Origin of the sequence: Sphingopyxis yananensis, from assembly GCF_020687785.1 — a bacterium.
In the GTDB taxonomy this organism is placed as follows: Bacteria; Pseudomonadota; Alphaproteobacteria; order Sphingomonadales; family Sphingomonadaceae; genus Sphingopyxis; species Sphingopyxis yananensis.
In genome coordinates this window covers 351282-374917 of sequence record NZ_JAJEWI010000005.1, presented here as the reverse complement: position 1 = coordinate 374917, position 23636 = coordinate 351282, and the positions used below count along the sequence as shown (strand labels likewise).

At 59.0% G+C, this 23636-nt stretch carries 18 protein-coding genes and 2 tRNA genes; 12 read left to right on the top strand and 8 right to left on the bottom strand.

Going from position 1 to position 23636, the window contains the following annotated elements:
- Nucleotides 1-31 precede the first annotated feature (31 nt).
- Entirely contained in the window at nucleotides 32-280 is a 249-nt protein-coding gene (locus tag LKO31_RS04295; protein WP_227688826.1) for a helix-hairpin-helix domain-containing protein, read from the bottom strand.
- Between the two features lie 191 nt (nucleotides 281-471).
- On the opposite strand from LKO31_RS04295, the gene lnt reads away from it, so the two are divergent.
- The 4 genes from lnt to LKO31_RS04275 all read left to right on the top strand — a co-directional run bounded on the left by lnt (nucleotide 472) and on the right by LKO31_RS04275 (nucleotide 4631).
- Nucleotides 472-2097, top strand: a complete 1626-nt coding sequence (lnt, locus tag LKO31_RS04290; protein ID WP_227688825.1) for an apolipoprotein N-acyltransferase — start codon at nucleotides 472-474, stop codon at nucleotides 2095-2097.
- Nucleotides 2098-2161: 64 nt separating this feature from the next.
- Nucleotides 2162-3388 (top strand): methionine adenosyltransferase, encoded by a 1227-nt coding sequence (gene metK, locus LKO31_RS04285; protein WP_227688824.1) that lies wholly within the window; start codon nucleotides 2162-2164, stop codon nucleotides 3386-3388.
- 85 nt (nucleotides 3389-3473) lie between these two features.
- Nucleotides 3474-4196 (top strand): tRNA (guanine(46)-N(7))-methyltransferase TrmB, encoded by a 723-nt coding sequence (gene trmB / locus LKO31_RS04280; protein ID WP_227688823.1) that lies wholly within the window; start codon nucleotides 3474-3476, stop codon nucleotides 4194-4196.
- A gap of 132 nt (nucleotides 4197-4328) precedes the next feature.
- Nucleotides 4329-4631 (top strand): DUF2218 domain-containing protein, encoded by a 303-nt coding sequence (locus LKO31_RS04275; protein WP_227688822.1) that lies wholly within the window; start codon nucleotides 4329-4331, stop codon nucleotides 4629-4631.
- 202 nt (nucleotides 4632-4833) lie between these two features.
- Here the strand turns inward: LKO31_RS04275 and LKO31_RS04270 are convergent.
- Both LKO31_RS04270 and LKO31_RS04265 read right to left on the bottom strand, forming a co-directional pair.
- Nucleotides 4834-4908: transfer RNA gene (locus LKO31_RS04270), tRNA-Gly, on the bottom strand.
- A gap of 116 nt (nucleotides 4909-5024) precedes the next feature.
- Nucleotides 5025-5099, bottom strand: a tRNA-Gly gene (locus LKO31_RS04265).
- Between the two features lie 203 nt (nucleotides 5100-5302).
- On the opposite strand from LKO31_RS04265, the gene LKO31_RS04260 reads away from it, so the two are divergent.
- The 3 genes from LKO31_RS04260 to LKO31_RS04250 all read left to right on the top strand — a co-directional run bounded on the left by LKO31_RS04260 (nucleotide 5303) and on the right by LKO31_RS04250 (nucleotide 7423).
- The gene (locus LKO31_RS04260; RefSeq protein ID WP_227688821.1) at nucleotides 5303-6220 is read left to right on the top strand and encodes a tetratricopeptide repeat protein; all 918 of its coding nucleotides are present in this window, start codon (nucleotides 5303-5305) and stop codon (nucleotides 6218-6220) included.
- Nucleotides 6221-6237: 17 nt separating this feature from the next.
- Nucleotides 6238-6888: an LON peptidase substrate-binding domain-containing protein gene (locus LKO31_RS04255; protein ID WP_227688820.1), complete on the top strand. Its 651-nt coding sequence runs from the start codon at nucleotides 6238-6240 to the stop codon at nucleotides 6886-6888.
- A gap of 103 nt (nucleotides 6889-6991) precedes the next feature.
- Nucleotides 6992-7423 (top strand): GFA family protein, encoded by a 432-nt coding sequence (locus tag LKO31_RS04250; protein ID WP_227688819.1) that lies wholly within the window; start codon nucleotides 6992-6994, stop codon nucleotides 7421-7423.
- 18 nt (nucleotides 7424-7441) lie between these two features.
- On the opposite strand, the gene LKO31_RS04245 is transcribed toward LKO31_RS04250, so the two are convergent.
- Entirely contained in the window at nucleotides 7442-8671 is a 1230-nt protein-coding gene (locus LKO31_RS04245) for an FAD-dependent monooxygenase (protein ID WP_227688818.1), read from the bottom strand.
- Nucleotides 8672-8870: 199 nt separating this feature from the next.
- Between LKO31_RS04245 and LKO31_RS04240 the strand changes: the two genes are divergently transcribed.
- From LKO31_RS04240 to ribA, 4 genes are all read left to right on the top strand, one after another.
- The gene (locus LKO31_RS04240) at nucleotides 8871-11231 is read left to right on the top strand and encodes an FtsK/SpoIIIE family DNA translocase (RefSeq protein ID WP_227688817.1); all 2361 of its coding nucleotides are present in this window, start codon (nucleotides 8871-8873) and stop codon (nucleotides 11229-11231) included.
- A gap of 186 nt (nucleotides 11232-11417) precedes the next feature.
- Complete coding sequence (locus tag LKO31_RS04235; RefSeq protein WP_227688816.1) at nucleotides 11418-12089, top strand: LolA family protein; 672 nt, start codon at nucleotides 11418-11420, stop codon at nucleotides 12087-12089.
- 408 nt (nucleotides 12090-12497) lie between these two features.
- The gene (xth, locus tag LKO31_RS04230) at nucleotides 12498-13292 is read left to right on the top strand and encodes an exodeoxyribonuclease III (RefSeq protein ID WP_227689572.1); all 795 of its coding nucleotides are present in this window, start codon (nucleotides 12498-12500) and stop codon (nucleotides 13290-13292) included.
- Nucleotides 13289-14365: a GTP cyclohydrolase II gene (gene ribA / locus LKO31_RS04225; protein ID WP_227688815.1), complete on the top strand. Its 1077-nt coding sequence runs from the start codon at nucleotides 13289-13291 to the stop codon at nucleotides 14363-14365. The genes xth and ribA overlap by 4 nt, the downstream gene beginning before the upstream one ends.
- A 71-nt stretch (nucleotides 14366-14436) precedes the next feature.
- Here ribA and LKO31_RS04220 read toward each other — a convergent pair whose 3' ends face one another.
- The 3 genes from LKO31_RS04220 to LKO31_RS04210 form a co-directional block, all read right to left on the bottom strand.
- On the bottom strand, nucleotides 14437-15243 hold the full coding sequence (locus LKO31_RS04220) for a LytR/AlgR family response regulator transcription factor (RefSeq protein ID WP_227688814.1): 807 nt from the start codon (nucleotides 15241-15243) through the stop codon (nucleotides 14437-14439).
- Nucleotides 15240-16364, bottom strand: coding sequence for a sensor histidine kinase (locus LKO31_RS04215; protein ID WP_227688813.1), 1125 nt, complete (start codon nucleotides 16362-16364; stop codon nucleotides 15240-15242). Before LKO31_RS04215 ends, LKO31_RS04220 begins: the two co-directional genes overlap by 4 nt.
- Nucleotides 16365-16459: 95 nt before the next feature.
- Complete coding sequence (locus tag LKO31_RS04210) at nucleotides 16460-16969, bottom strand: winged helix-turn-helix transcriptional regulator (protein WP_227688812.1); 510 nt, start codon at nucleotides 16967-16969, stop codon at nucleotides 16460-16462.
- 264 nt (nucleotides 16970-17233) lie between these two features.
- On the opposite strand from LKO31_RS04210, the gene LKO31_RS04205 reads away from it, so the two are divergent.
- Nucleotides 17234-19324, top strand: a complete 2091-nt coding sequence (locus tag LKO31_RS04205; protein WP_227688811.1) for a RelA/SpoT family protein — start codon at nucleotides 17234-17236, stop codon at nucleotides 19322-19324.
- A gap of 86 nt (nucleotides 19325-19410) precedes the next feature.
- On the opposite strand, the gene LKO31_RS04200 is transcribed toward LKO31_RS04205, so the two are convergent.
- Nucleotides 19411-23634 (bottom strand): hypothetical protein, encoded by a 4224-nt coding sequence (locus tag LKO31_RS04200; RefSeq protein ID WP_407699253.1) that lies wholly within the window; start codon nucleotides 23632-23634, stop codon nucleotides 19411-19413.
- Nucleotides 23635-23636 lie beyond the last annotated feature (2 nt).

Sequence of the window (23636 nt, the reverse complement as noted above, 5' to 3'; positions counted from 1 at the left end):
GAACCAACTGGCAAAGCAACGGCACAGCGCGCTATTCGGACATGCGATACGCCTTGGCACAATCAATGGCAGCCGCCAGCGCGCGGCGCGCCTGCGGGCTATTTTTCCAACATGTCGCGCCCAATTGCGCTGACACCATGGCACATATGGCATCGCCATCTTGATCAGCCAGCGTCGCCAAATCCGCGATACCAAGGCCTTCCAACCGCGCGATCACCGTCGGCCCAACACCCTTTACCGCCAGTAGCGCAGCGCGTTCTTTATCATCAAATTGGCTCACACCCACCTCCTCACGCCCTGACCATAGCGCCACGCTCAAGGACCTTAACGCAGCGAAGCATCCCCGCCAACAGGCGCCAGCGCGGTTTCCCCACTCCCCGTTGATCAATTCCTACGGCCCACACGCCTCTTCGCGTCCCGAAATAAAATTCCATCTTCCCGCCCGCGCCGCAACACCATAGAAAGCCTGTTGTGACCGTCTTTTTTCAACGCCTCGCTCATCATGTGGACCGCCGTCCGCATCTTGTTGCCCTGATTCTCGGCCTGATCTCGGCCACCGGTTTTGCACCACTGCATATCTGGCCGCTCAGTCTGGCGACCTTCGCCGCATGGATGTTGCTGGTCCTTCGCGCGCCCCAATGGCGCCGTGCAGCCTCGCTTGGCTGGGCCTTTGGCGTCGGCCATTTTCTGCTGGGCCTCAATTGGATCGCCACAGCTTTCACCTATCAAGCCGCCATGCCCGCATGGCTCGGTTGGTTGGCGGTGTTGCTGCTCGCACTATATCTGGCGGTCTACCCCGCCCTCGCCGCGCTGGGCGGCTGGCTGATCGCTGGCCCTGCCAACACCAAAGTTCGCCTCCTCACCCTGCCCGCCCTCTTGGGCTTCGCGGGTGCATGGACCATCAGCGAATGGCTCCGAAGCTGGGTTTTCACCGGCTTTGCATGGAACCCCCTCAGCGCCATCACCGTCCCTTATGCCGCCGCCCCCGCCCGCTTCCTCGGCACCTATGGCACCAGCGCCTTGGTCATATTTGCTGCGGGGGCGCTGATCTGGCTCGCCGCCCGCCGCTACAAAGCCGCCGCGATCACGGCGGCCCTTCTCGCCCTCATCACCGGCGGCGCCTTGATCACCCAAGGCATGGAATCCGCCGATGCGGCGATTCGCAAAAAAGGCGGCGCGACCACCCCGCTCGTTACATTGGTCCAACCCAATATTGGTCAAGCCGACAAATGGGAAGGCGATCATGCCGCCGCCAATTTCGGCAAATTGGCCCGCCTCACGCCGCCCAAGCCCACCACCCCCTTCGCTGCCGCCACCGACAATCCCCCTCGCCTCATTTTATGGCCAGAGGCCGCAATTCCCGATTATCTCGAACGCGGCTATCCAGATTATTTCTATGACCGCTCGCCCGATGACGCACGCCAACGCCTCACCGCGCTAATGAATCCCCATGACGTCATGCTGCTGGGTGCGCTAAAATTGGAATTTGACCAACATGGTCAGGCCGTCGGTGCCCGCAATTCCGTCATGACATTGCACGACGATGGCACCCTCGGCCCCCGCTATGACAAAGCCCATCTGGTGCCTTATGGCGAATATCTACCCATGCGTCCGCTCCTGTCCCTGCTCGGCCTATCCCGCCTTGCGCCGGGCGACCTCGACTTTTGGGCAGGCCCCGGTGCCCGCACCATCGACATCGCGAACTTTGCCAAAATCGGCCTGCAAATTTGCTATGAAATCATCTTCTCCGGCCAAGTCACCGACCCTGACCACCGCCCAGAATTTATCTTCAACCCCAGCAATGATGCATGGTTTGGTGCATGGGGTCCGCCCCAACATTTGGCCCAAGCCCGTCTGCGCGCCATCGAAGAAGGCCTACCGGTTCTGCGCTCCACCCCCACGGGCATCAGCGCGATCATCGATGCCAGCGGTCATATCCTCCACGCCGTCCCCATGCACCGCGCCGGACGCATCGACGCGCATGTCCCGCCCGCCTATGCCCCCACGCTCTTTGCACGCATGGGCAACATCCTCCCCCTGCTTTGGGCCAGCCTGTTGATCATCGCTGCCATTGCAATTCGCTTCCGTCGGCGGTAGTTACAAGATATAAACTATTCTTTATATCCCTACCCGTCGCTCGTTTCGTTCAGTAAAGGTTCCCATGCGCAATAGCTTTCTTTTCACCTCCGAAAGCGTATCCGAAGGCCATCCGGACAAGGTTGCGGATCAAATTTCGGACAGCATCGTCGATCTTTTCTTGGCAAAAGACCCCGAAGCCCGCGTCGCTTGCGAAACCATGACCACCACCCAATTGGTCGTGCTGGCGGGCGAAATCCGCTGCAAGGGCATTTTTGAAAATGGCGAATGGGCGGCCGGTGCGCTCGAAGAAATCGAAGCCACGGTCCGCAACACCGTGCGCGAAATCGGCTATGAACAATCGGGCTTCCACTGGCAAAGCTTCAAGTTCGAAAATAACCTCCACGCTCAATCCGCCCATATCGCCCAAGGCGTCGATGAAACAGCGGACAAGGACGAAGGCGCGGGCGATCAAGGCATTATGTTCGGCTATGCATCGGACGAAACGCCCGATTTCATGCCCGCCACCTTGGATTACAGCCACAAGATTCTGGAACGCATGGCCGTGGACCGCAAGGCTGGCATCGCTCCCTTCTTGGAACCCGACGCCAAAAGTCAGGTGACGCTGCGCTACGCCAATGAACGCCCTGTCGAAGCGACGGCGATTGTTGTGTCCACCCAGCACGCCCCAGGCTATTATTGGCATAATGGCGAGGGGGACGAGGCTCTCTACACCCAGCTTCGCCAATATGTGCTCAGCGTCATTGCCGATGTTCTGCCGTCGGAATTGCTGACAGCCAACACCGTCTATCACATCAACCCCACGGGCCGTTTTGAAATTGGCGGGCCAGACGGCGACGCAGGCCTCACGGGCCGCAAGATCATTGTCGACACCTATGGCGGCGCATCGCCCCATGGCGGCGGCGCGTTCAGCGGCAAAGACCCCACCAAGGTGGACCGCTCGGCGGCCTATATCACCCGCTATCTGGCGAAAAATATCGTCGCGGCGGGCTTGGCGCGCCGCTGCACCATCCAGCTCAGCTATGCCATTGGCGTGGCCGAACCCTTGTCGGTCTATGTCGACCTGCACGGCACGGCCCAAAATGGCGCCAGCGAAGCCGCACTGGAACAATTGCTGCCCCAATTGGTGCGCCTGACCCCCAAGGGCATCCGCACCCATTTGGGCCTCAACAAACCCATCTACAAACAAACCGCCGCTTATGGTCACTTTGGCCGCACAGCCTTGGGCGAATCCTTCCCATGGGAACGCACCGACCTGACCGAGCAACTGCAAGCCGCCTTTTCGGTCTAAAATTCGGCCAATTTTGGCGTCATTCACCGAATAAGGGCATGGGGGCGCTTGCCGCCCCCGCCCGCTGACGCTAACGCGCATCGCCATGAGCGCATTAAAATCCGGCGACCCGACCACCCTCAACCGTCTTTATGGCCGTGCCAAGGGCAAAGCCCTGCGCGCTGGCCAGCAAGATTTGATCGAAACCCTGCTGCCGCAAATCAGCGTGCCCGCAGACGGTCCGGTCACGGCCCTATCCTTGTTCGGCGAAGACCGCCCCCTTCATTTTGAAATCGGCTTTGGCGGCGGCGAGCATATGGCAGGCCGCGCCGACATGCTGCCCAATCATGGCTTCATCGGCGCAGAACCGTTCATCAACGGCGTCGCCCAAGCCTTGGTCCACGCCTCGGGCGATCATGGGCAAAACCCACCGCTGCCCAACATCCGCATCCATCACGGCGATGCCCTCGAGGTGCTGCAACGCATCCCCGACGGCGAGCTTAGCTTCGCCTATCTGCTGCACCCCGACCCATGGCCCAAGGCCCGTCATGCCAAGCGCCGCATGATGAACGACGGCCCCGTCGATCTGATCGCCTCAAAAATCAAACCGGGCGGCGAATTTCGCTTTGGCACCGATCACCCCATTTATGTGGCCCACGCCCTGATGGTCATGCGCCGCCACCGCCATCAGTTTGAATGGCTGGTGGACGATTGCGAAACCTTCCAAAAGCGCCCCGCTGGCTGGCCCGAAACCCGCTACGAAGCCAAGGCCCGCCGCTTGGGCCACGAAGTCTGGTACTTCCGCTTCCGCCGTAAAGCCGACGCGTAAATCTCTCTCCATTTCCGCCGCCCATGGGCTTCACACGCCATAGGGCGGCGGAACTGCGCCCCAAGGGCCCTTGCGCCGCTCGCGCATTCATGGTGCAATCTCATTGTCTTATCTGGACAAAGGAGCCCCCTCATGACCTATAGCGTCCACAGCACCGCGACCATCCCCACCGCATCAGCGCAAAAATATATCGATCAGCTCGCCAAACATTGGGGGCATAAATGCGAAGTTGCACAGGCCGATGGCGTCACCAGCGTGACCTTCCCCTTCGCCGCCGTTGCGATGCGCGCCTTTGACGACCATCTGCAAGTCGATGTCAGCACCGCTACGCACGAACATCTGACCAAAAGCAAAGAGGTGTTCATGGCCCATATCGACCGCTTCGCATTCCGCGAGGCCCCACTTGCCGCCACATGGCAAGATAAGGCCGACTAAGGCCCAGCCCTATCGGACAGCCGTCGTTTCACCTGACAGCGGCAGCGTGATTCGCCCAGCGATTCGGCACGAAAGCGAGTCACGCTCTCCGCCCAGCCAACCCCAATCTGCGCAAAAATCAGGCGGTAGATATGAAAAAAGCGCCGAGGCCATTGGCTTCGCGCTTTGGTCCGCATTTGCGAAAAATATCATGTGGAAAATCTGGAGCGGGCGAAGGGATTCGAACCCTCGACCCCAACCTTGGCAAGGTTGTGCTCTACCCCTGAGCTACGCCCGCTCTGGCGGATGCGGCCATCTGGCCGTATCGGGTAATCGGCGCTATAACAGAACCGATGCGATCAGCAAGAAGTTTCGTTACAATTCTGTAACTTATTTCTCACCAAATCTAAAATCTGGAGCGGGCGAAGGGATTCGAACCCTCGACCCCAACCTTGGCAAGGTTGTGCTCTACCCCTGAGCTACGCCCGCTTCCTGGCAGATGACACGCTATGGCGTCATCGGGTGAGCGGCCCACTAACAGTGCTACAGATAAGCGGCAAGCACAAAATGCATTTTTCTTTTCAATTTTTTCAAGGCTTGGCATTCTCCAACTTATTCCCACATAGGCAAATGAAGATAAGGCCCGCATAATCGCGCCAAGCCTGAGATGGAAAATAAAGGAGCATATCGCCGTGGCAACCTTGGGCCTGAACCCTGCTGAAAAAGAAGCCGTTGAGGCCTTCCGCCGTGATGTCGTCGAACCATCGATGTCCCAGCTTGTCATTCTGGACTTCTGGGCCGAATGGTGCGGCCCGTGCAAACAGCTTGGCCCTGTCTTGGACAAGGTCGCTGCGGATTATGCCGACAAGGGCGTCGTACTGGTCAAGGTCGATGTCGACGCCAATGGCTTTATCGCCAGCCAATTTCAGGTGCAATCCATCCCGACCGTCTATGCCATTTTCCAAGGCCAACCGGTAGCGAACCTCACCAACGCGCGCACCGAAAGCCAGCTCAAGCAAATGCTCGACCAGATTTTGGCCCAACTGCCCATCGAAAGCGCCGCTTCAGCCCGCGCGATCGAAGTGGCACCGCTCATCGAAATGGGCGAATCGGCCTTGGCGGAAAATGACTTCCCCCGCGCCGTTGGCATTTTCGGGCAAATCCTCGAAGCCGACCTCGCCTCGGACAATCCCGCCGTCCACAGCGGCCTGATCCGCGCCCTTGTGGGTGCAGGCGAAACCGAAGCCGCCGCACAGGCGCTCGCAGACGTCCCGCAGGACCTCCTGACCGCCCCAGCCATTGCTCAGGCCCGTAGCGCGGTCGAACTGGCCTCCAGCGCCCCAGAAAGCAGCGAATTGGCCGGTCTCGAATCCGCGCTCGCCGCCAACCCCGCCGACCATCAAGCCCGCTTCGATCTGGCCACCGCCCAAATTGGCGCAGGCCAGCGCGACGCCGCCGCCGACAATCTGCTGCATATCATTCAGCAAGACCGCGAATGGCAGGACGGCGCCGCCCGCACCAAATTGCTCGCCCTGTTCGAAGCCGTGGGCTTAGAGGACGCATGGGTATCCGCCCAGCGCCGCCGCCTGTCCTTGATCTTATTCGGTTAAATCCATAGGCAGGTCGGATGACAGATACAGCGCCTTCCCCCATTCAACGCATTGCGGTTTTCCCGCTCAGCGGCGCTGTGCTGTTCCCCGGCCTGCAATTGCCCCTGCATATTTTTGAACCACGCTATCGTGCGATGGTCCAAGACGTGCTGATCAGGGATCGCCAGATCGGCATGATTCAACCCCGCCCCAACGCTGCGGGCGCATCTGCCGAACATCCCCCGCTTTATGACATCGGCTGCCTTGGCCGCATCACGGATGTTGAGGCGCTCGAGGATGGCCGTTTCAACATTGTGCTTGAAGGTGTGTCGCGCTTTCGCGTGCTGCGCGAATTGGAAACCTCCACGCTATTCCGACAAGTCGAGGCCCAACTCGACCCCACCGACCGCCCCGATGACATATTGGCCAGCATCGAACGCGCCAGCTTGGAACGCGAAGCCCGCCGCTTTGCCGAACGCCAAGGCTATATGGTCGATTGGGACGCCGTCACCCGTCTGGACGATGAAATGCTGGTCAATGGCATCGCCCAAGTCGCGCCCTTCGACGCTGCGTCCAAACAAGCCATGCTCGAAAGCCAGACGATCAGCGATCGCTGCGAATTGCTGGTCCAGTTGATGCAATTTTTCAGCCGCATCGACAATCCAGACAATAACCCCACGCTGCAATAAGAGCCCGCAGCCCGCGCGTCATAAATGACGCACCAAGCGCCGTTATTGCGCCACGGCTAATCCCCGCTACACTCGTGGGATAAGTGAGGTTGGGGGAAGGCCTGTGCAACCAAAAATCCATGGCTCCTGCCTATGCGGGCAAATCCGCTTCCGCATCGACGGGAAATTTGGACCCGTCGGCCAATGCCATTGCTCGAAATGCCGAAAATTGTCGGGCACCGATGGCAACGCCGTCTTCCACACCAAAAAATCCAGCTTCCACTGGCTCAGCGGCGAAGAACAGATTCGCACCTACCACCCGCCAGACCAGCCAATATGGTCGTCCAGCTTCTGCAACACCTGCGGCAGCCCCGTTCCCAACGCCGATTCATCGGGCGATATTTACTATGTTCCAGCGGGGCTGCTCGACGACGACCCCGGCTTTCGCGGCTATGCGGCGCACATCTTTGTCGCGTCCAAGGCCCCATGGGTATGCATCACGGACAGCGCCCCGCAATATCCATCGGGCATCCCTGCCCAACCAGCCAAAGCGTAACGGCTCAGGGCAGCCGCCCTATATCTCCTGACCCGCCAGCAATTTCGGCAAAGCGCCCGATTCCCCGCGCGCTTCCTGCATGAAAAATTGCTTCAACATCGGCACCCGCTGCACCGCGCCCATCCCAAAACGGCGCACTCGCGACGCCATCTCTCCAGGAACGCCGAACAAGCGTGTCAGACCATCGGTGGCTAGGCTCACCATCATATTGTCCAACCCGCGCCACCGTTGATAACGTTCCAGCATCGCCGCATCGCCCAAATCCAAGCCCAAACGCGCGCCGTCTACCAACACTTCTGCCAGCGCCGCCGCATCCCGCAAACCCAAGTTCAAGCCTTGGCCCGCAATGGGGTGAATGCCATGCGCCGAATCGCCGACCAACACGACACGTTCACCAACAATGCGCGCGCAATGGTGGAAACCCAGCGGATAGGTCATACGCGGCGCGGCCAATTCCATATGGCCCAATATACCGCCCGCCCGCTTTTCCAATTCCGCCGTGAAACCACGATCGCCCAATTTGGCAAAGCCTGCGCCGTCTTTCTCCGACACCGTCCACACAAAGGCGGAACGATGCCGCCCTTGTTCATCATCGACCAACGGCAATAAAGCAAAGGGCCCAGCGGCATAAAAAATCTCATGCGCCACTTCGCGGTGCGGCACATCATGGACCACCGCGCCAATCATCGCATGATGATGATAAGACCAATGGGCCATGGTAAAACCCTCGGCATCCCGTGTGGGCGACCGCCGACCTTCGGCCACCACCAATAACGGCGCGCGCAATTCGCGGCCATCGGCGAGCACCAAGGTCACGCCATGCTGGTCTTTCTTCTGCGCCGTCACTTTGACGGGCATATTCAGGCTGATGAGCGGCTCGGCTTTCACCGCATCCGCCAAAGCAAGGCGCAATTGGCGGTTTTCCACCATTGTGCCCAGCGCATCCGATTCCGGCGCCGTGACAAAATCAATTTGCCCGGGCTTGCCGCCATCGCTCACCTTAATGGCGTGAATGGCGCAGCCGTGCGGCTCTAGCCGCTCTGCAATGCCCAGCACGCCAAACATGCGCCACACCGCACTGGCAATGGCCGATGCACGGCCATCAAAGCCGGGCGCAATGGTCGCCACAGGGTCGGCGGGATCAACGATTTGGGACGACAATCCATGACGAGCCAAAGCCAAAGCCAACACTTGGCCCACCAGCCCACCACCGGAAATCAGAACGTCACTGCGCAGCACTTCAGTCATAGCTCATGCCCTACTCTGCCCGCGCGCAATTGAAAAGCATGGGATGCAAGCCACCCGATATCATCTTCTTTTTGCATTACCGCCTTTGCGGGTGCGATCTTCTTTTGCATAACCGGCTCTGCGGGCGCGGCTGTGCTTGACGCCCCGTCCGGCCTCGGTGCATACCTAGGCCATTCAATATACAGGGACCAAAATCAGCATGGCCAGCCGCAAGCCCGTCGCCCAAAAGGCCGATTGGCGCATCGTTTTTCGTCAAAGCATCACGCGCAGCTTGGTGATTGGCGCCGCTGCGGCGCTGGCTTTGTTCACTTTGTTCCTGACCCTATCCCTGCTCACCTATGACAGCACGGACGCCGCGCTTAACACCGCCGCCAATGGCCATCCCAATAATTGGATGGGCAGCAGCGGCGCTTGGGCCGCCTCCTTCTTGCTGTTCATCGGCGGCCTTGGCAGCATCATGCTCCTACCAATGCTGGGCCTGATGGCATGGCGCCTATGGTCCCAAAAGGCCCAGACCGGCTGGAAACGCCAATGGGTCATCATGTTCATCGCCATTTTGTGCATGGGCATGGGTCTGCATCTGTGGACGGCCGACAGCGCCTCCAGCTTTGCGGCGGGGTCGGGCGGCATTTTGGCCTTGGTGCTGGGCAATGCGATCATGCCATTGTTCCAACTCATCAGCGATCCGACATCCGCTATCTTGCGCTTTGCCGCCATTTTCCTGCTCATCGGCATGGGCCTTTATCTGGGCTACCGCGCGCTTCATCTTGAAAAAGGCTGGGCGTCTGGGCTGCGCATGGCGCTGCCCCAATTCGGCTTGGACGGTCATGACGCAGACGACGACAGCGGGACAGAGCGCAGCCCCAAAAGCATGGCCTTCGTCGATCATAATGACGACGAAGCCCCGCGGCTTTCCGACCGCATCGTCAAACCGCGCCCCCGCGCCGAACCCGTCGACCGCGCGCCGCCCGAAATCGCCGTCCCCGCCGAACGCAGCGCCCCCGTCCCTGTGGCCAGCGCCCCGAAACCGCAAAGCGAGCTATTCACCAACTACCAGCTTCCGGGCCTCGACTTGCTCACCCCCGCCCCTGCGGGCAGCGGCAATCAAATCGACAAAGCCGCGCTGGAACGCAACGCCCGCTTGCTGGAATCGGTCCTCGAAGATTTTCAGGTCAAGGGCGTCATCACCGCCGTTCGGCCCGGCCCCGTCGTCACCATGTATGAATTGGAACCCGCCCCCGGCACCAAGGCCAGCCGCGTTTCCAATTTGGCCGATGATATCGCCCGCAACATGTCGGCGCTGTCGGCCCGCATCGCGCCCATTCCGGGCCGCACCGTCATCGGCATCGAACTGCCGAACGCCAACCGCGAATCCGTGGTCTTCCACGAAATGATCGCCAGCGCCATATTCCAAGAACAAACCGGCACCTTGCCGATTATTTTGGGCAAAAATATCTTTGGCGATCCCGTCATCGCCGACCTTGCGCCCATGCCGCATTTGCTCATCGCGGGTACGACCGGCTCTGGTAAGTCCGTCGGCCTCAACGCCATGATTCTCTCGCTCTTGTTCCGCATGGGGCCAGATCAGGTCAAAATGATCATGATCGACCCGAAAATGCTGGAACTTAGCGTCTATGATGACATCCCCCATCTCCTGGCTCCGGTGGTCACCGAACCCAAAAAGGCCGTCCGCGCCCTGAAATGGGCGGTCGAACAGATGGAGGATCGCTACCGCATGATGTCGTCTTTGTCGGTCCGCAATTTGGCGGGCTATAATGACAAGGTCCGCGCTGCGCTGGCCAAGGGAAAATCCTTGGGCCGCCGCGTCCAAACCGGCTATGACCCTGACACGGGCCAACCCGTCTACGAAGAAGAAACGCTGGACTATCAACCCCTGCCGCAAATTGTCGTCATTGTCGACGAATTGGCCGACCTTATGATGACGGCGGGCAAAGAGGTGGAATTTCTCATCCAGCGCCTCGCGCAAAAGGCGCGCGCAGCGGGCATCCACCTGATTTTGGCCACCCAGCGCCCATCGGTCGACGTCATCACCGGCGTCATCAAGGCCAATTTGCCGACCCGCATCAGCTTCCATGTGACCTCCAAAATCGACAGCCGCACCATTTTGGGCGAAGCGGGGGCCGAACAATTGCTGGGCAAGGGCGACATGCTCTATGTGCCGGGCGGCAAGCAGCTCACCCGTATCCACGGGCCCTTCATGTCCGATGACGAAGTGCGCGGCGTGGCCGACCATTGGCGCGCACAGGGCCGCCCCGACTATATCGAAAGCGTCACCGAAGAACCCGAAGACGGCGGCTTCGCCCTCGAAGGCGCACCGACGGGCGGCGATAGCGCCGAAGACCGCATGTATGCCAAAGCATGCCAATTGGTCGCCGAAAGCCAGAAAGCCTCAACCAGTTGGATTCAGCGCCAATTACGCATCGGCTATAACAGCGCCGCCCGATTGATCGAAAAAATGGAAGAGGACGGCCTGATCAGCCCGCCCAACCATGTGGGCCGCCGCGATGTGCTGGTCGACAAATATGGTCAAATCCCCTGATCCGCCCAAACGCCCTGCCCAATCAGGCCCGCGCTGCAACCCACTGGCCCGCCATCAGTTGAACCTTTCCTAACATCGGGGTTCAGCGCGGGTTCAAGGCCCAGCGGGCATGCATTGGCCCCAACACCGATATGGCACCGCTGGCCCCAGCGGCGACTGGCCCGAACGATAAAGGATCCAAGGTCCATGACAGAAAGTTTCTCCGCCAAATTCCTAACCCGTGCAGCGGCGTTGGCGCTCCTTCCCCTTGGCGCAGCCGCCTTAACAACGGCTCTGCCGACCGCCGCCATGGCCCAAGCAAATGACGCCGCCGCCAACACGCTGGCCTCGGTGCAACAACATTTGAAACTGACCAACAGCATGACGGCCGATTTCACCCAAACCGACCGCAACGGCCAACGCCTGACCGGCCAATTGACACTGAAACGCCCCGGTAAAATCCGCTTTCAATATCAAAAGGGCGTATCGCTCTTGATCGTCGGCGATGGCAATTCGCTGACCATGATCGATTATGACGTCAAGCAAGTGCAACGCTGGCCCGTGAAAAATTCGCCGCTCGCCGCGCTGCTCGACCCAGAACGCGATCTGGCCCGCTATGCCCGCGTGGTCGACACCGGCAGCCGCGACGTCGTCAGTGTCGAGGTCAAGGACCCCAAGCGCCCCGAATATGGCACCATAACCATGGTCTTCACCCGCGACGCGGCCGCCCCTGCTGGCCTGCGCCTGCGCGGCTGGGTCGCGCTGGACAGCCAGAATAACCGCACGCGAATCGACCTAACAAACGCGCAATTTAATGTGCCGGTGGCCGATTCCGCCTTCCGCTGGACGGACCCTCGCCCGCGCGCACGGGGCCGCTAATCAGGCGGCTCCCCCCCATCCGTTCACCCAATATGGGCCTGCATATCCTTATGGGTGCAGGCCCTTTTTTTGGCCCCAAAAACCTATTCTTGTCGCCCAACGGCCCACGAGCGTCGACGAACAGCAACCAGACAGCATCATGTTCAGCTTGGCGTAATATTTCTTCTGCTACTTCCATCATCAGAAGGCATCAACACGCCGCCGGACACGGGTTTCCCCCTGTTGCCCAATCCGGTGAAGCGGATGTCTTCTTTTCAAGAGCGTGACGAACGCAGTCCTTGAACCCCCGTTCCATCGCCCCTGGGACGGGGGTTTAGTGTATCTGGGCCGCCCACCACCTTTCGATCATTTTTCCGATTCTATCCGCGCAGATTCGTTGCACGGATCCCTTTGCCCCGATACAGGCATATCATGACCAGCATCTCCATCGCCTCGTGGAACATCAACAGCGTCCGCGCCCGTATCGCCATCGTGGAAAAATTCTTGTCCGAAGAACAGCCGGACATTTTGTGCCTGCAAGAAACCAAGGTCGAATGCCGCACTTTCCCGTTCGATATGTTCCACAAGCTGGGCTATACGCATATCGTCACCCACGGCCAAAAGATGCACCATGGCGTGGCCACCATCAGCAAAATCCCGCTAACCGACGTCCGCAAATATGACTGGCAAGCCAATGGCGAAGCACGCCACATCGGTGTCACTCTGCCAACCGGCCAACGCCTCGATAATGTCTATATTCCCGCAGGCGGCGACATCCCCGACCGTGATCAAAATCCCAAATTCGGGCAAAAGCTCGACTTTCTGGAACGCATGACCACATGGTCGCGCGAATTGGACGCGTCGCATATCATCACGGGCGACTTTAACATCGCCCCCCTCCCCGAAGATGTGTGGAGCCACAAGGCCCTGCTCAACGTCGTCAGCCACACCCCGATAGAGGTAGAGGCGCTGGCCCATCTTCAGGCCGCCGCCAATTGGGTGGACCTTGGCCGCCACTTCATTCCGGCCCCATCGCCGCTGTTCACATGGTGGAGCTACCGCGCCAAGGATTGGGCCGCCTCCAACCGTGGCCGCCGCCTCGACCATATGTGGGTCACACCCGACCTCTTGCCAAATGCCAAGTCGCACCGCATCGTGCAGCCCGCCCGAAGCTGGGAAAAGCCATCGGACCATATCCCGCTGATCACGGAGTTTGATTTTTGATTCATCATGGTGCCCGCCGTGCGGCTCGCTCATTGGACGCGCTGCGGCGCGGCTGGCCTGTGCGCATCACGGCGGCCGGTGGTCCGGCGCTCGATCTGCTCGCCATTGAATCCAGCGATGATCTCTCTTTGGCCGATTTCAGCGCCGATGCGCCCGATATTTTGCTGTCCGGCGAACGCGCCGTCACGCTGAAACTGACCAACCAGCGCGCCGCCGCCAACCCCGGCCCCGTCCGCATCTGCGCCCCCGCATCCAGCCACGCCGCCGCCTTTGCGATTGCCGACCCCGCCTTGGACTTGGCGCACCCCATGAAGGGCCCGTTCACCAGCGCGCCGACCGGCAATGACCCCGCCGCCGCCGCCGCCATGACCTTGGCCCGCCACGCGGGCCTGCTGCCCGCTTTTTTCGTCCGCACCGCAAGCGATGATGCCGCCGAAACAGCCGAAACCCAGTGTGACGCCGACGACATCGCTGCCCTGCTCGACAGTCGCCGCCTCGCCATCGCCGCCCGCGCCCGCCTGCCCGTCTCGGCCAGCGAACAGGCCGAAATTGTCGCTTTCCGTACGCCCGAAGAAGCCTCAGACCATGTCGCCCTCATCATCGGCCAGCGCGATGCCACGCCGCCGGTCGTGCGCTTGCACAGCGAATGCCTGACCGGCGATGTGCTGGGCAGCTTGAAATGCGACTGCGGCCCGCAACTGCACGCCGCGCTGCACGCCATGGCCGATGCACCATGGGGCGTACTGCTCTATCTTCGCCAAGAAGGACGCGGCATCGGCCTCGTCAACAAATTGCGTGCTTACGCCCTCCAAGACCAAGGCTATGATACGGTCGACGCCAATCTGCGCCTCGGCTTTCCTGTCGAAGCACGGGACTTCAGCATCGCAGGCCAAATGCTCGAACGGCTGAATATTCGCGAAATCCGCCTGATGACCAACAACCCCGAAAAGGTCGCCCGCATCGAAAAAGAAGGGGTCACGGTGCTGGAACGCATCCCCCTCGCCCTGCCGACCAACAAATATAATGAACAATATCTGGCGACCAAGCGCGACAAAACCGGCCACCAGCTCTGATCGGACACGCCTAAAAATGCATAAAAAAAGGGGGCCAACAGCCCCCTTTTCCTTAACCCTATGGCGCGCACTCAATGCACAAAACGCGCTACCACATCGCGGTAACTGCGGCTCACCTTCACCTGCGCGCCGCTGCCCAGCACCAAGAAGCATTCGCCATTGGTGTGCGGCTTCACTTGCTTGACTTGGCTCAGATTGACGATGGTCGAACGATGGACGCGCTGGAAATTGCGCGGGTCCAGCCTTTTTTCCAAATCTTTCATCGTTTCACGCAAAATCAAGCTGTTATCAGCGGTATAGATGCACATATAATCACCCGCCGCGTCAATCCGCTCAATGCTATCGACATCGACACGGAAAATCTGGCCGCGATCCTTAATGTTGATCATCTTTTCATAGCGATCCGCCGCCGGTGCTTCGGCGGGGCTTTCGCTATCATATTCTTCCACCGCTTCCGGCGCCACTTCGGCCAGCACCGTCTTCAACCGGTCTGCCTCCGCCGCGCCGCGCTTTTCGTTCAAACGCTGACGCACACGGTCCAAAGCATCGGCCAAGCGTTCCGGCTCCACCGGCTTCACCAAATAATCCACCGCCTGCGCTTCAAAAGCACGGATGGCATGGTCGGAATAGGCGGTCACAAACACCACCAAGGGCGGTTCCACCTCCATCAATCCTTGAATCACGGAAAAGCCATCAAATCCGGGCATCTGAATATCCAGAAACACCAAATCGGGCTTGTGCGTCTTAATTTTGCGAATCGCCTCGCGGCCATTCAGCGCCGTGTCGACCACTTCGACATCCGGATGCGCCTCAAGCCGCAATTGCAGGCCTTGGGTCGCCAATTTTTCATCATCCACCAGGATGGTTCTAATGGTCATGTGCCTTCGGTTCCCATTCTTGGCTGTCCATCGGGTTGAAACGGAAATTCGATCGTCACGGTAAATCCGCCTTCATCCCCCGTCTGGGCGTCAAACCGGTGTTGTTCACCATAAGCCTGCGCCAGTCGGTCTTTGATATTGGTTAAACCCACACCCGTCGATTCCGTTGCAAAGCCTGTCGTGGGGTCGCTGGCATCCCCTGACAATGGCCCCCCCGTGTCCGAAACGCTAATCCGAACCGTTTGACCGATAAGCTGTGCGCTAATGTTAATCTCGGCCCCATCCTCTTGCGGCGTGACCGCATATTTAATGGCATTTTCGACCAAGGGTTGCAGCAACAAAGACGGCAAACGCGCCCGCGCCGCCGCCGGATCAATGTGAAACTCGGGCCGCAACCGGTCTTCAAACCGCATCTTTTCAATATCCAGATATAGTTTCAGCGTCTCAATCTCTTGCGCCAGCGTCACTTGCGCCGTCGGCTCATTCGCCAAAGTATAACGCAAAAAGGCCGACAGGCGCGACAGCATCGCATTCGCCGGTTCCGTCTGCTTCAACAAAACCAGCGTCGATATGCTGTTCAGCGTGTTGAACAGAAAATGCGGGTTTAATTGGTATCGCAGCATCGCCAGTTGCGCCGACGCGGCTTGGGCTTCCAATCGTAGCACGCGGTCGTTTTGCTCTTCGAGCTGCAAGAAATAATTGATCGCGAAATACAGCGCCGACCATGCCCCCAGCGTCGTCGCATCAATATATAAGGCGCCCAGCAACAATCCCGTAAAGCCCGCCTCGCTGGCCGGATTTTGAATCTGCGCCACCCATGCGTCAATAAAGGCCCATAACGCCGTCGCCAGCGCCGCCAAAACCAAACTGCCGCTCCACATGAAAATCGGGCGGCGGTGAATCAGCGACCGGTAACAAACCGACAAAATCAGCGTCAGCGAAAATCCGGTAATCGCGGAAATAATCTGGGGAATTAAAAAGGACATCGGCTGGCCATTGGCCAAGCCCGACAAACCGCGCAGCCCAAACCACGCACCCCAGCCCATAATCTGAAGCCGCCAAAAAGCGCGGACCTTATTGTCAAAAAATGGTCCTGGGGACGCCAATTCAAAAAAAGTCATGGGGCGACGCAATCCTGCCGTTCAACCAAAAATCAAGCGCGGCCACATATAGAATGGGCCGCTATCATCACAATATGCGCCCGTCGCGCGCCCTATCATGCCCCGTCATTCGCGCCTGTTTTCGCGCGCGCTTGCCCCAATGGCTGCAATTCGGACCGATGTTTCCAGACCAAATCACCGGGGCCCAGCGCCCGCGCATCATGCGCCAAGATGGTTACCGCACCGATGGGCTGCTCATCCCGAATATCGACCAGCACGGGCGTCGAGGGCACACCCGCCCCCCATTTTTCGCCCCATTGGCGCAGCGCGACCATCGCGGGCAGCAAATCAATGCCCTTCGCGGTCAGTTCATAGCGCACCTTGCGGCGATCCTCGGCCATCACTTCGCGCATCATAATGCCATGCTCGACCAGCCGCGACAGCCGGTTGGACAAAATGTTGCGCGCAATGCTCAACTCTTGCTGAAATTCCTCAAAATGCTTCACGCCATTAAAGGCAGCGCGCAAAATCATGAAAGACCACCGCTCCCCCATGGCTTCCAAAGCCATAGGCAAGGCGCATCCCCCCAGATCCAGATCATTCAGTGCTTCGCGTAAAATCGTCATAAGTTCCCACAATAGTGCAAGCAACGAAATGCGCCAAATGTTTATGTCGTTCCACAGCCATTCCTGCTGACATGATCCCAGGCCGCGTTCCATCACGTTCGCTTGCGCTCTCAACACCGCCCTTTCACCATCAGCTCAGCGTCATCCAATATCGGATATGTCCCGAAATCATCCGCGCCGCGCGCCCTCACATGCAGTTACAAAAGCATGGGTTTTTGCATTTTTCGCATTGCAATTACCGCCCCAAACACGACATTGGGTGTAATGCTTAGACAATATCAACTTGTGGAACGCGTGCGCGCCTATGACCCCGATGCAGACGAGGGTCTGCTGAACCGCGCCTATGTCTTTACCGTTCAAAAACATGGCAGCCAAAAACGCGCCTCTGGTGACCCTTATTTCAGCCACCCTGTCGAGGTGGCGGGCATTCTCACCGAATTGCATTTGGATGTGGAAACCATTGTCACCGCCTTGCTGCACGACACACTCGAAGACACGCTGACCACGCACGAAGAAATCGAGCGCCTTTTCGGCAGCGATGTCGCCCGCCTTGTCGACGGCGTGACCAAATTGTCCAAGATTGAGGCGCAGACAGAAAATGAACGCGCCGCCGAAAATCTGCGCAAATTTCTGCTCGCCATGTCCGACGACATACGCGTGTTGTTGGTCAAATTGGCCGACCGTTTGCACAATATGCGGACGCTGCACTTCATTTCCAAACCGGAAAAGCGCCGCCGCATCGCCCGCGAAACCATGGATATTTACGCGCCACTTGCCGAACGCATCGGCATGTATGAATTTATGCGCGAAATGCAGCTTTTGGCGTTCCGCGAATTGGAACCCGAAGCCTATGCGACCATCACCGGCCGCCTTGAAAAATTGACCAGCGGCGGCAAAGCCAAAATCGCCGCCATCAGTCAGGAATTAAAAGAATTGCTGGCCGCCCAAGGCATAGACGCCGAAATTTCGGGCCGCGAAAAACACCCTTATTCGATCTGGCGCAAAATGCAGGAACGCCACGTCAGCTTCGACCAAGTCACCGACATCATTGCCTTTCGCGCCATCACGTCGAACACCGCGCAATGCTATGCCGCCTTGGGCGTCATCCACCAAAAATGGAAAATGGTGCCGGGCCGCTTCAAAGATTATATTTCTACGCCCAAGCGCAACGGCTATAAATCGCTGCACACCACCATCATGCACCAGCAAAATATGCGCATCGAGATTCAGATTCGCAGCGAAGAAATGCACCAATTGTCCGAATATGGGCTGGCGGCGCATTGGGCCTATAAACAGGGCGGCGCTCAGCCCGATGGCCAAGCAGGCTGGATCCGCGATTTGCTCGAAATTTTGGAAACCTCCAGCGATCCCGACGAATTGCTCGAAAATACACGCATGGCCATGTATCAGGACCGCATCTTTGCCTTCACCCCAAAGGGCAGCCTGCACCAACTTCCCAAGGGCGCGACGCCCGTGGACTTTGCCTATGCCGTCCACACCGACCTTGGCGACCGCACCGTCGGGTCCAAGGTCAATGGCCGTCTGGTCCCCCTACGTACCGCGCTGGCCAATGGCGACACCGTCGAAATTTTGGTGTCGGACAAACAAACACCCCAGCCCGCATGGCTTGGCTTTGCCGTCACTGCCAAGGCACGCGCCGCTATCCGCCGCCATGTCCGCAGCAAGGAAAAAATCGAACTGGCGGCTCTGGGCCGCAAATTATACGAAGAATTGACCGCCCGCCTGCCCAACCGCGTCGGCGACAAAGCCCGCACGGCGGCGCTGACCCGCCTGAAAATGGACAGCGATAGCGCGCTCTATATCGCGCTAGCGCGCCGTCAATTGTCGGACAATGCCGTCCTCGAAGCCTTGGTCCCCGGCGTCACCTCGGATGTCAAATTCAAGGCGCACAACCACCCCCATGGCGTCTTGTCGATCGAGGGGCTGACCCCTGGCGTGGCTTATCATCTGGCGAAATGCTGCCACCCTGTGCCGGGCGACCGCATCGTCGGCCTGTCGCGCCCCAACGAAGGCATCACCGTCCATGTCATTGACTGTGAAAGTCTGGCGGACGGCGGCGAAGCAGAATGGATTGACCTGCGCTGGCAAGAAGACAGCGGCGGCGGCAGCGCCCGCCTGATCATTGTCGTTCATAACGAGCCGGGCACTTTGGCAGAAATGTCGGGCATCTTGGCCGCCAATGGGGCCAATATCACCAATTTGCGCCTCTCCAACCGAGAGGGGGATTTCCACACCTATGACATTGTGGTCGAGGTCAGCAATCTTCAGCATGTGATGCGCATCATCTCGGCGCTCCGCGCCTCCGACGCGGTGGCACAGGCGGAACGCCTCTAACCCCGCCCATCCTGCACCCCATCAAAAAGGCCCCCGCATCCATCGTGCGGGGGCCTCTTCATTTGTCTATATCAACGGCCAACCCATCACATGCGGAGCGGTGGCCGCCATGCGCTCATATCCACCTCATCGCGCACCTTATACACCAGCCCCTTGCTGTTCAGGAACAGCTTCTCCATCTCTGGCCGCGTAAAGGGCCGCGATCCAAGCCGCCCGAACACCGCCATTTGGCCACCCGTTTCATCCACCGCGCGGTCACGGTCCAACCCCTTGGACAGCGACAAAGCGGGCTTTGGCGTGCGCGCCCACGCAATTTGTTCAGGGCGAGGACGGGGTGAGAAACCATATAGGCCGGGGTGGTCCGGACTGGTCAATTGCAAGATTTTCATGCCGTTGCGCCCATCCGCCACATAGGCGAACAGCGATGCATTGGTGGATGCCACAATCACATCCTCGGCATCATTCAACGTCCCGTTGGCATCAAAGCGTTCCACGAGCTTCGGCGCAGCAGGCCGCGTCACATCGACAATCGCCAAACCGTCCTGCTTGGCCGCCACATATAAATAAGTGCGCGCCACATACATCTTGCGCGCATCCGCCATGGCTACCGTGCCCGACGGCACCGCAATCGGTGTGCGCAAATTGGTAACATCAAACAGCTTCACACCCTCAGCGTCGCTCACCCACAACATGCGGAATTGCACGGCGCTTGCCCGCGCATCCTGCATTGGAATTTGCGCCGTCAAAACAGGCTTCAACGGATCGGTTAAATCCACCACCGCCAAGCCGGCATCGGTGGTGATATAGGCTATGCTCCCCGCCAAACTCACATGACGCGCCCCAGCCAAAGCCCCGCCTTCATTCCACGTCAGCGCACGGCGCAAGTCATTGTTGCGGAATTCGCCGTCAGCAAATGTGTCGATATCCACCAAAATCAGCCCCTCTACGCTGTCCGTAATCACGGCATAGCGGTAAATGGGGTGCATCACCTGCTCCAGATTTTCGGGGAAGTTGGCGACGATATTCTCGTTGCGCGTCACGCTGATCGGCTGCGTCGTCGCCAGCGCCATACAGGTGGCATTACGCGACTTCACATGACTTTTCTGGCCCAGCGGCGAAAATGGCGCCCGCGTAATCCGCTCCGAAAAGCCCTTATTGCCAACGCTGGCAATATCATAAACGCGAAAGCCCCCCTTGCCCTCGGCGACAAACATATATTCGCCGCGCTGCTGCAAACAGCTCACCGTGCCGCTGGCTCCTTGGACAATATTGGCAAATTCTTCCAAAGCCTTGGTTTCGCCGCTGCCCTTTTTATCAAAGGTCTTGCCGCGCACCCAATTCTTCAATTCCATGCCATTTTGCTCGCGGTGCATCCGCCAATAGTCGGGATAGGAATAGCGGTGCAAATAGCTGCCAATCACCGCCTGCGGCTCATCCCATTCGGTCACACGCGTCGCCTGAAAACCACCATCGTGACCCGACCAGACATTTAATCCGACAAAGTTGACGAAATTGGTCCCCAGCAACAGCAATTGCGACATGATGGCATTATTGTCATCCGCCGCGCTCAGGTGGCAATCGCTGCACTGCTTCGTCTCATCCTTGCGGACAGTGTGCGGGAAATGCGGCGCGAAGGCTTGGCTGCTATAACCCGCCGACGAAATCGGCGGCTGCTGAATATAAATACGTTCGCGGTTAATATTGGTGGACGATAGCACCAGCGCGGATGTCGAACGCACGGGCGCGATAATGCCGCGCTCTTCGCCATTTGCGCCCGCTTCGCCGGGCTTGGTCAATTGGTGACGGCCCAGTTGGAACATCTCATCCCGCGCCACTTGCGGGTTATAGGTCGCAAAATTGCGCGTCTCTTCGCCCTCAAAATGGTGCATGGACGTTTTCCAATTCGCCTCAATCGGCAAATGGCAACCACCGCAACTCGTCGTCCAGCTCAGGTGGCAGGTAAAGCAAGCCAGCTTATCCTCGCCATGCGCGCGGTCCTCCTTGGCCACAGCAGGGCCAAAGGCAAAGCGCCCATCCTCACTGCCGCTCTTGGACATCAGCTTGGCCCGCGCCGCCTTGGGGTTAAACTCTGGCCCCTCGGTCACCGCCAATTTCACAAGGCTGACGCGCCATTCCAGCTTGGGGTCGACAATCGAGCGCTGAATCAGCCCCGTCACCTGCGCCTTATCATCATAGATAAACTCGAAACGACGACGCCCATCGGGGTTGCGCAGCAACGCCAAATTCGTCCCCTGCGGGCGCGCCGCAACATTGCTGGTCAGTAAATTGGGGAAAGCATCGGCGGTGCCATGGCAATCCTTACAGCCAATCTCCACCGCATTAGCCACTTCGCCCTGAATATAACCATTGCCATGGCTGTCCTGCGCAAAGTGGCAATCGGCGCATTGCATGCCCTTTTCGGCGTGAATATCCATCATATGCACGGTCTTGCCGGGGTTCAGGCCGGGCGGCACAAATTTGCCTTCCTTGCCATCCGGCGTCGCGGTCGACAGGCACAAATCGCGCTCTTGCGGGTCCGTATAGGCCGAACAGCTTTTGCGCCATTTCTCGGGGTCCTTGGGGTCCACAATATGGGCGGTATCACTGCCATAGGTGGACATATTGCCATCTTTGGTCAGCAAATTTCCTTCGCGGTCGCGTTTGAAAATCCCACGGAAATTCCACCCATGGCCGTGATAATCGGCAAATTGCGTGTCTTTGTTGCTGGCATTGACATCATAGACGTTGCGCAAAAATTCCACATCGCCCCACAGACCGCGCGTCGCCGCGCCTTCGGGGTTGCGCTCCAGCACCGCATGGGCTTCGGCGGCGGTGGGGTAACGCTGTTTCTTATAAATCCGCTCATAATCGGCGTCCGACATCCCCTCAGGGCGCGGCGCGCTATTTTCCGGTCCGGGCCACAGTTGCGAGGCGTCCGATTCATAATCCCACATCGTATAGCCAAGGAAGCTGTTCAAGAAGATGTTCGGTTGATGCATGTGACAGGTCATGCACTGCGACGTTGGAATGGCGCGCGTAAAGGCATGGCTGATCGGATGCCCCGATTCCTTGCGCGTCTGCCTATTGACGCCCGCTGGCCCCACCAAGCCGCCATGACCGGATGCTTTGCCGCCATGATCCGCCATCTTACCCGCAATCGTCGGGTCGATCGTCGCCGTTTCCCCGTCCCGCCCATATTGGGCATAGGTCAGGCTGTGGCGCGGTTCGCGGTCATTTGCATAGACCACATGGCACCCCGAACAACCGGAATGGCGATAATCACCAGGCTGGTCATTCGTCCCCATAAACCACATCAGCGGGTCATTCAGGCGGGTCTTGTGAATATTCAGCACCGGAATCGACACGCGCAAACCTGTGCCCGCCCCGCGATTGCTCTGCTTCAAGTCGGGCCGACCCGGCTCTTCCAACCGCTGAATCGAACCCGTCGGGTTGGGCAAGCCAATTTCGGGGAATTGCGTGTTAATATTGCGCCCGCCCCGTTCAAACACACGGAATACGTCACCAGGCGGAATCACACTCCAGCGCGGCAGCGGATATAGCCGCGCCAACGCCCCCTTTTTGCGTTCCTGATCGGTCAAAATCTTGGACGAAGGGAAATCAGGCGCACAGGCCTTTTTATATTCCTCCCGCGCCAGCGTCGATGACGGTGACAAGATACAGGCTGGCTTGCCGTCACGCGTATAAGCCTCACCGAACACATAGGCCTTAAATGGCACAATCCCATTATTATAAGCCGCGCCGCCCCACAGCATGGCCGATGTGCTCATCATGCTGCGCTCGGTCGCCTCAATCGTGTCCAAATGGCACGACCCACACGCCTCGCGCGCCACACGATAATCGCTGGGGTTCACAAATCGGATAAATTCCGGCGCTTCCTTGTTCAGCAAGGTATAGCTGCGCTCGGGGTTGGCCGATGTCCCATGCCATGCGGCGGGATAGGTTGGCTGCGGGTGGGCGACCTTCATCGCGGCCACATTGGCCTCATGCTCATAACCCAGCTCTGGCTTCCCAAAGGCGGCGGGCGAAACGCTGTCCCCGCCATGGCAATCGACACAGCCAAGGCGCACCGCGGGCGACACATGCATGCTCGGCTGATCGGTTTTAACATGGCAGCTATAACAACCGGCCGATTTTTGTTCGACCTCCGCCACACTCTGTTCCTTGGGCGCGGGCGGCGTGAAGCGATACACCACCTTCACCGGCTTTTCCCCGCCAGCCGCCATGGCCATGGGCGCATGGAAAAACGCCGCCATTATCGCCAACAGGAAAAGGGAAATCAGCCTGTGCATCA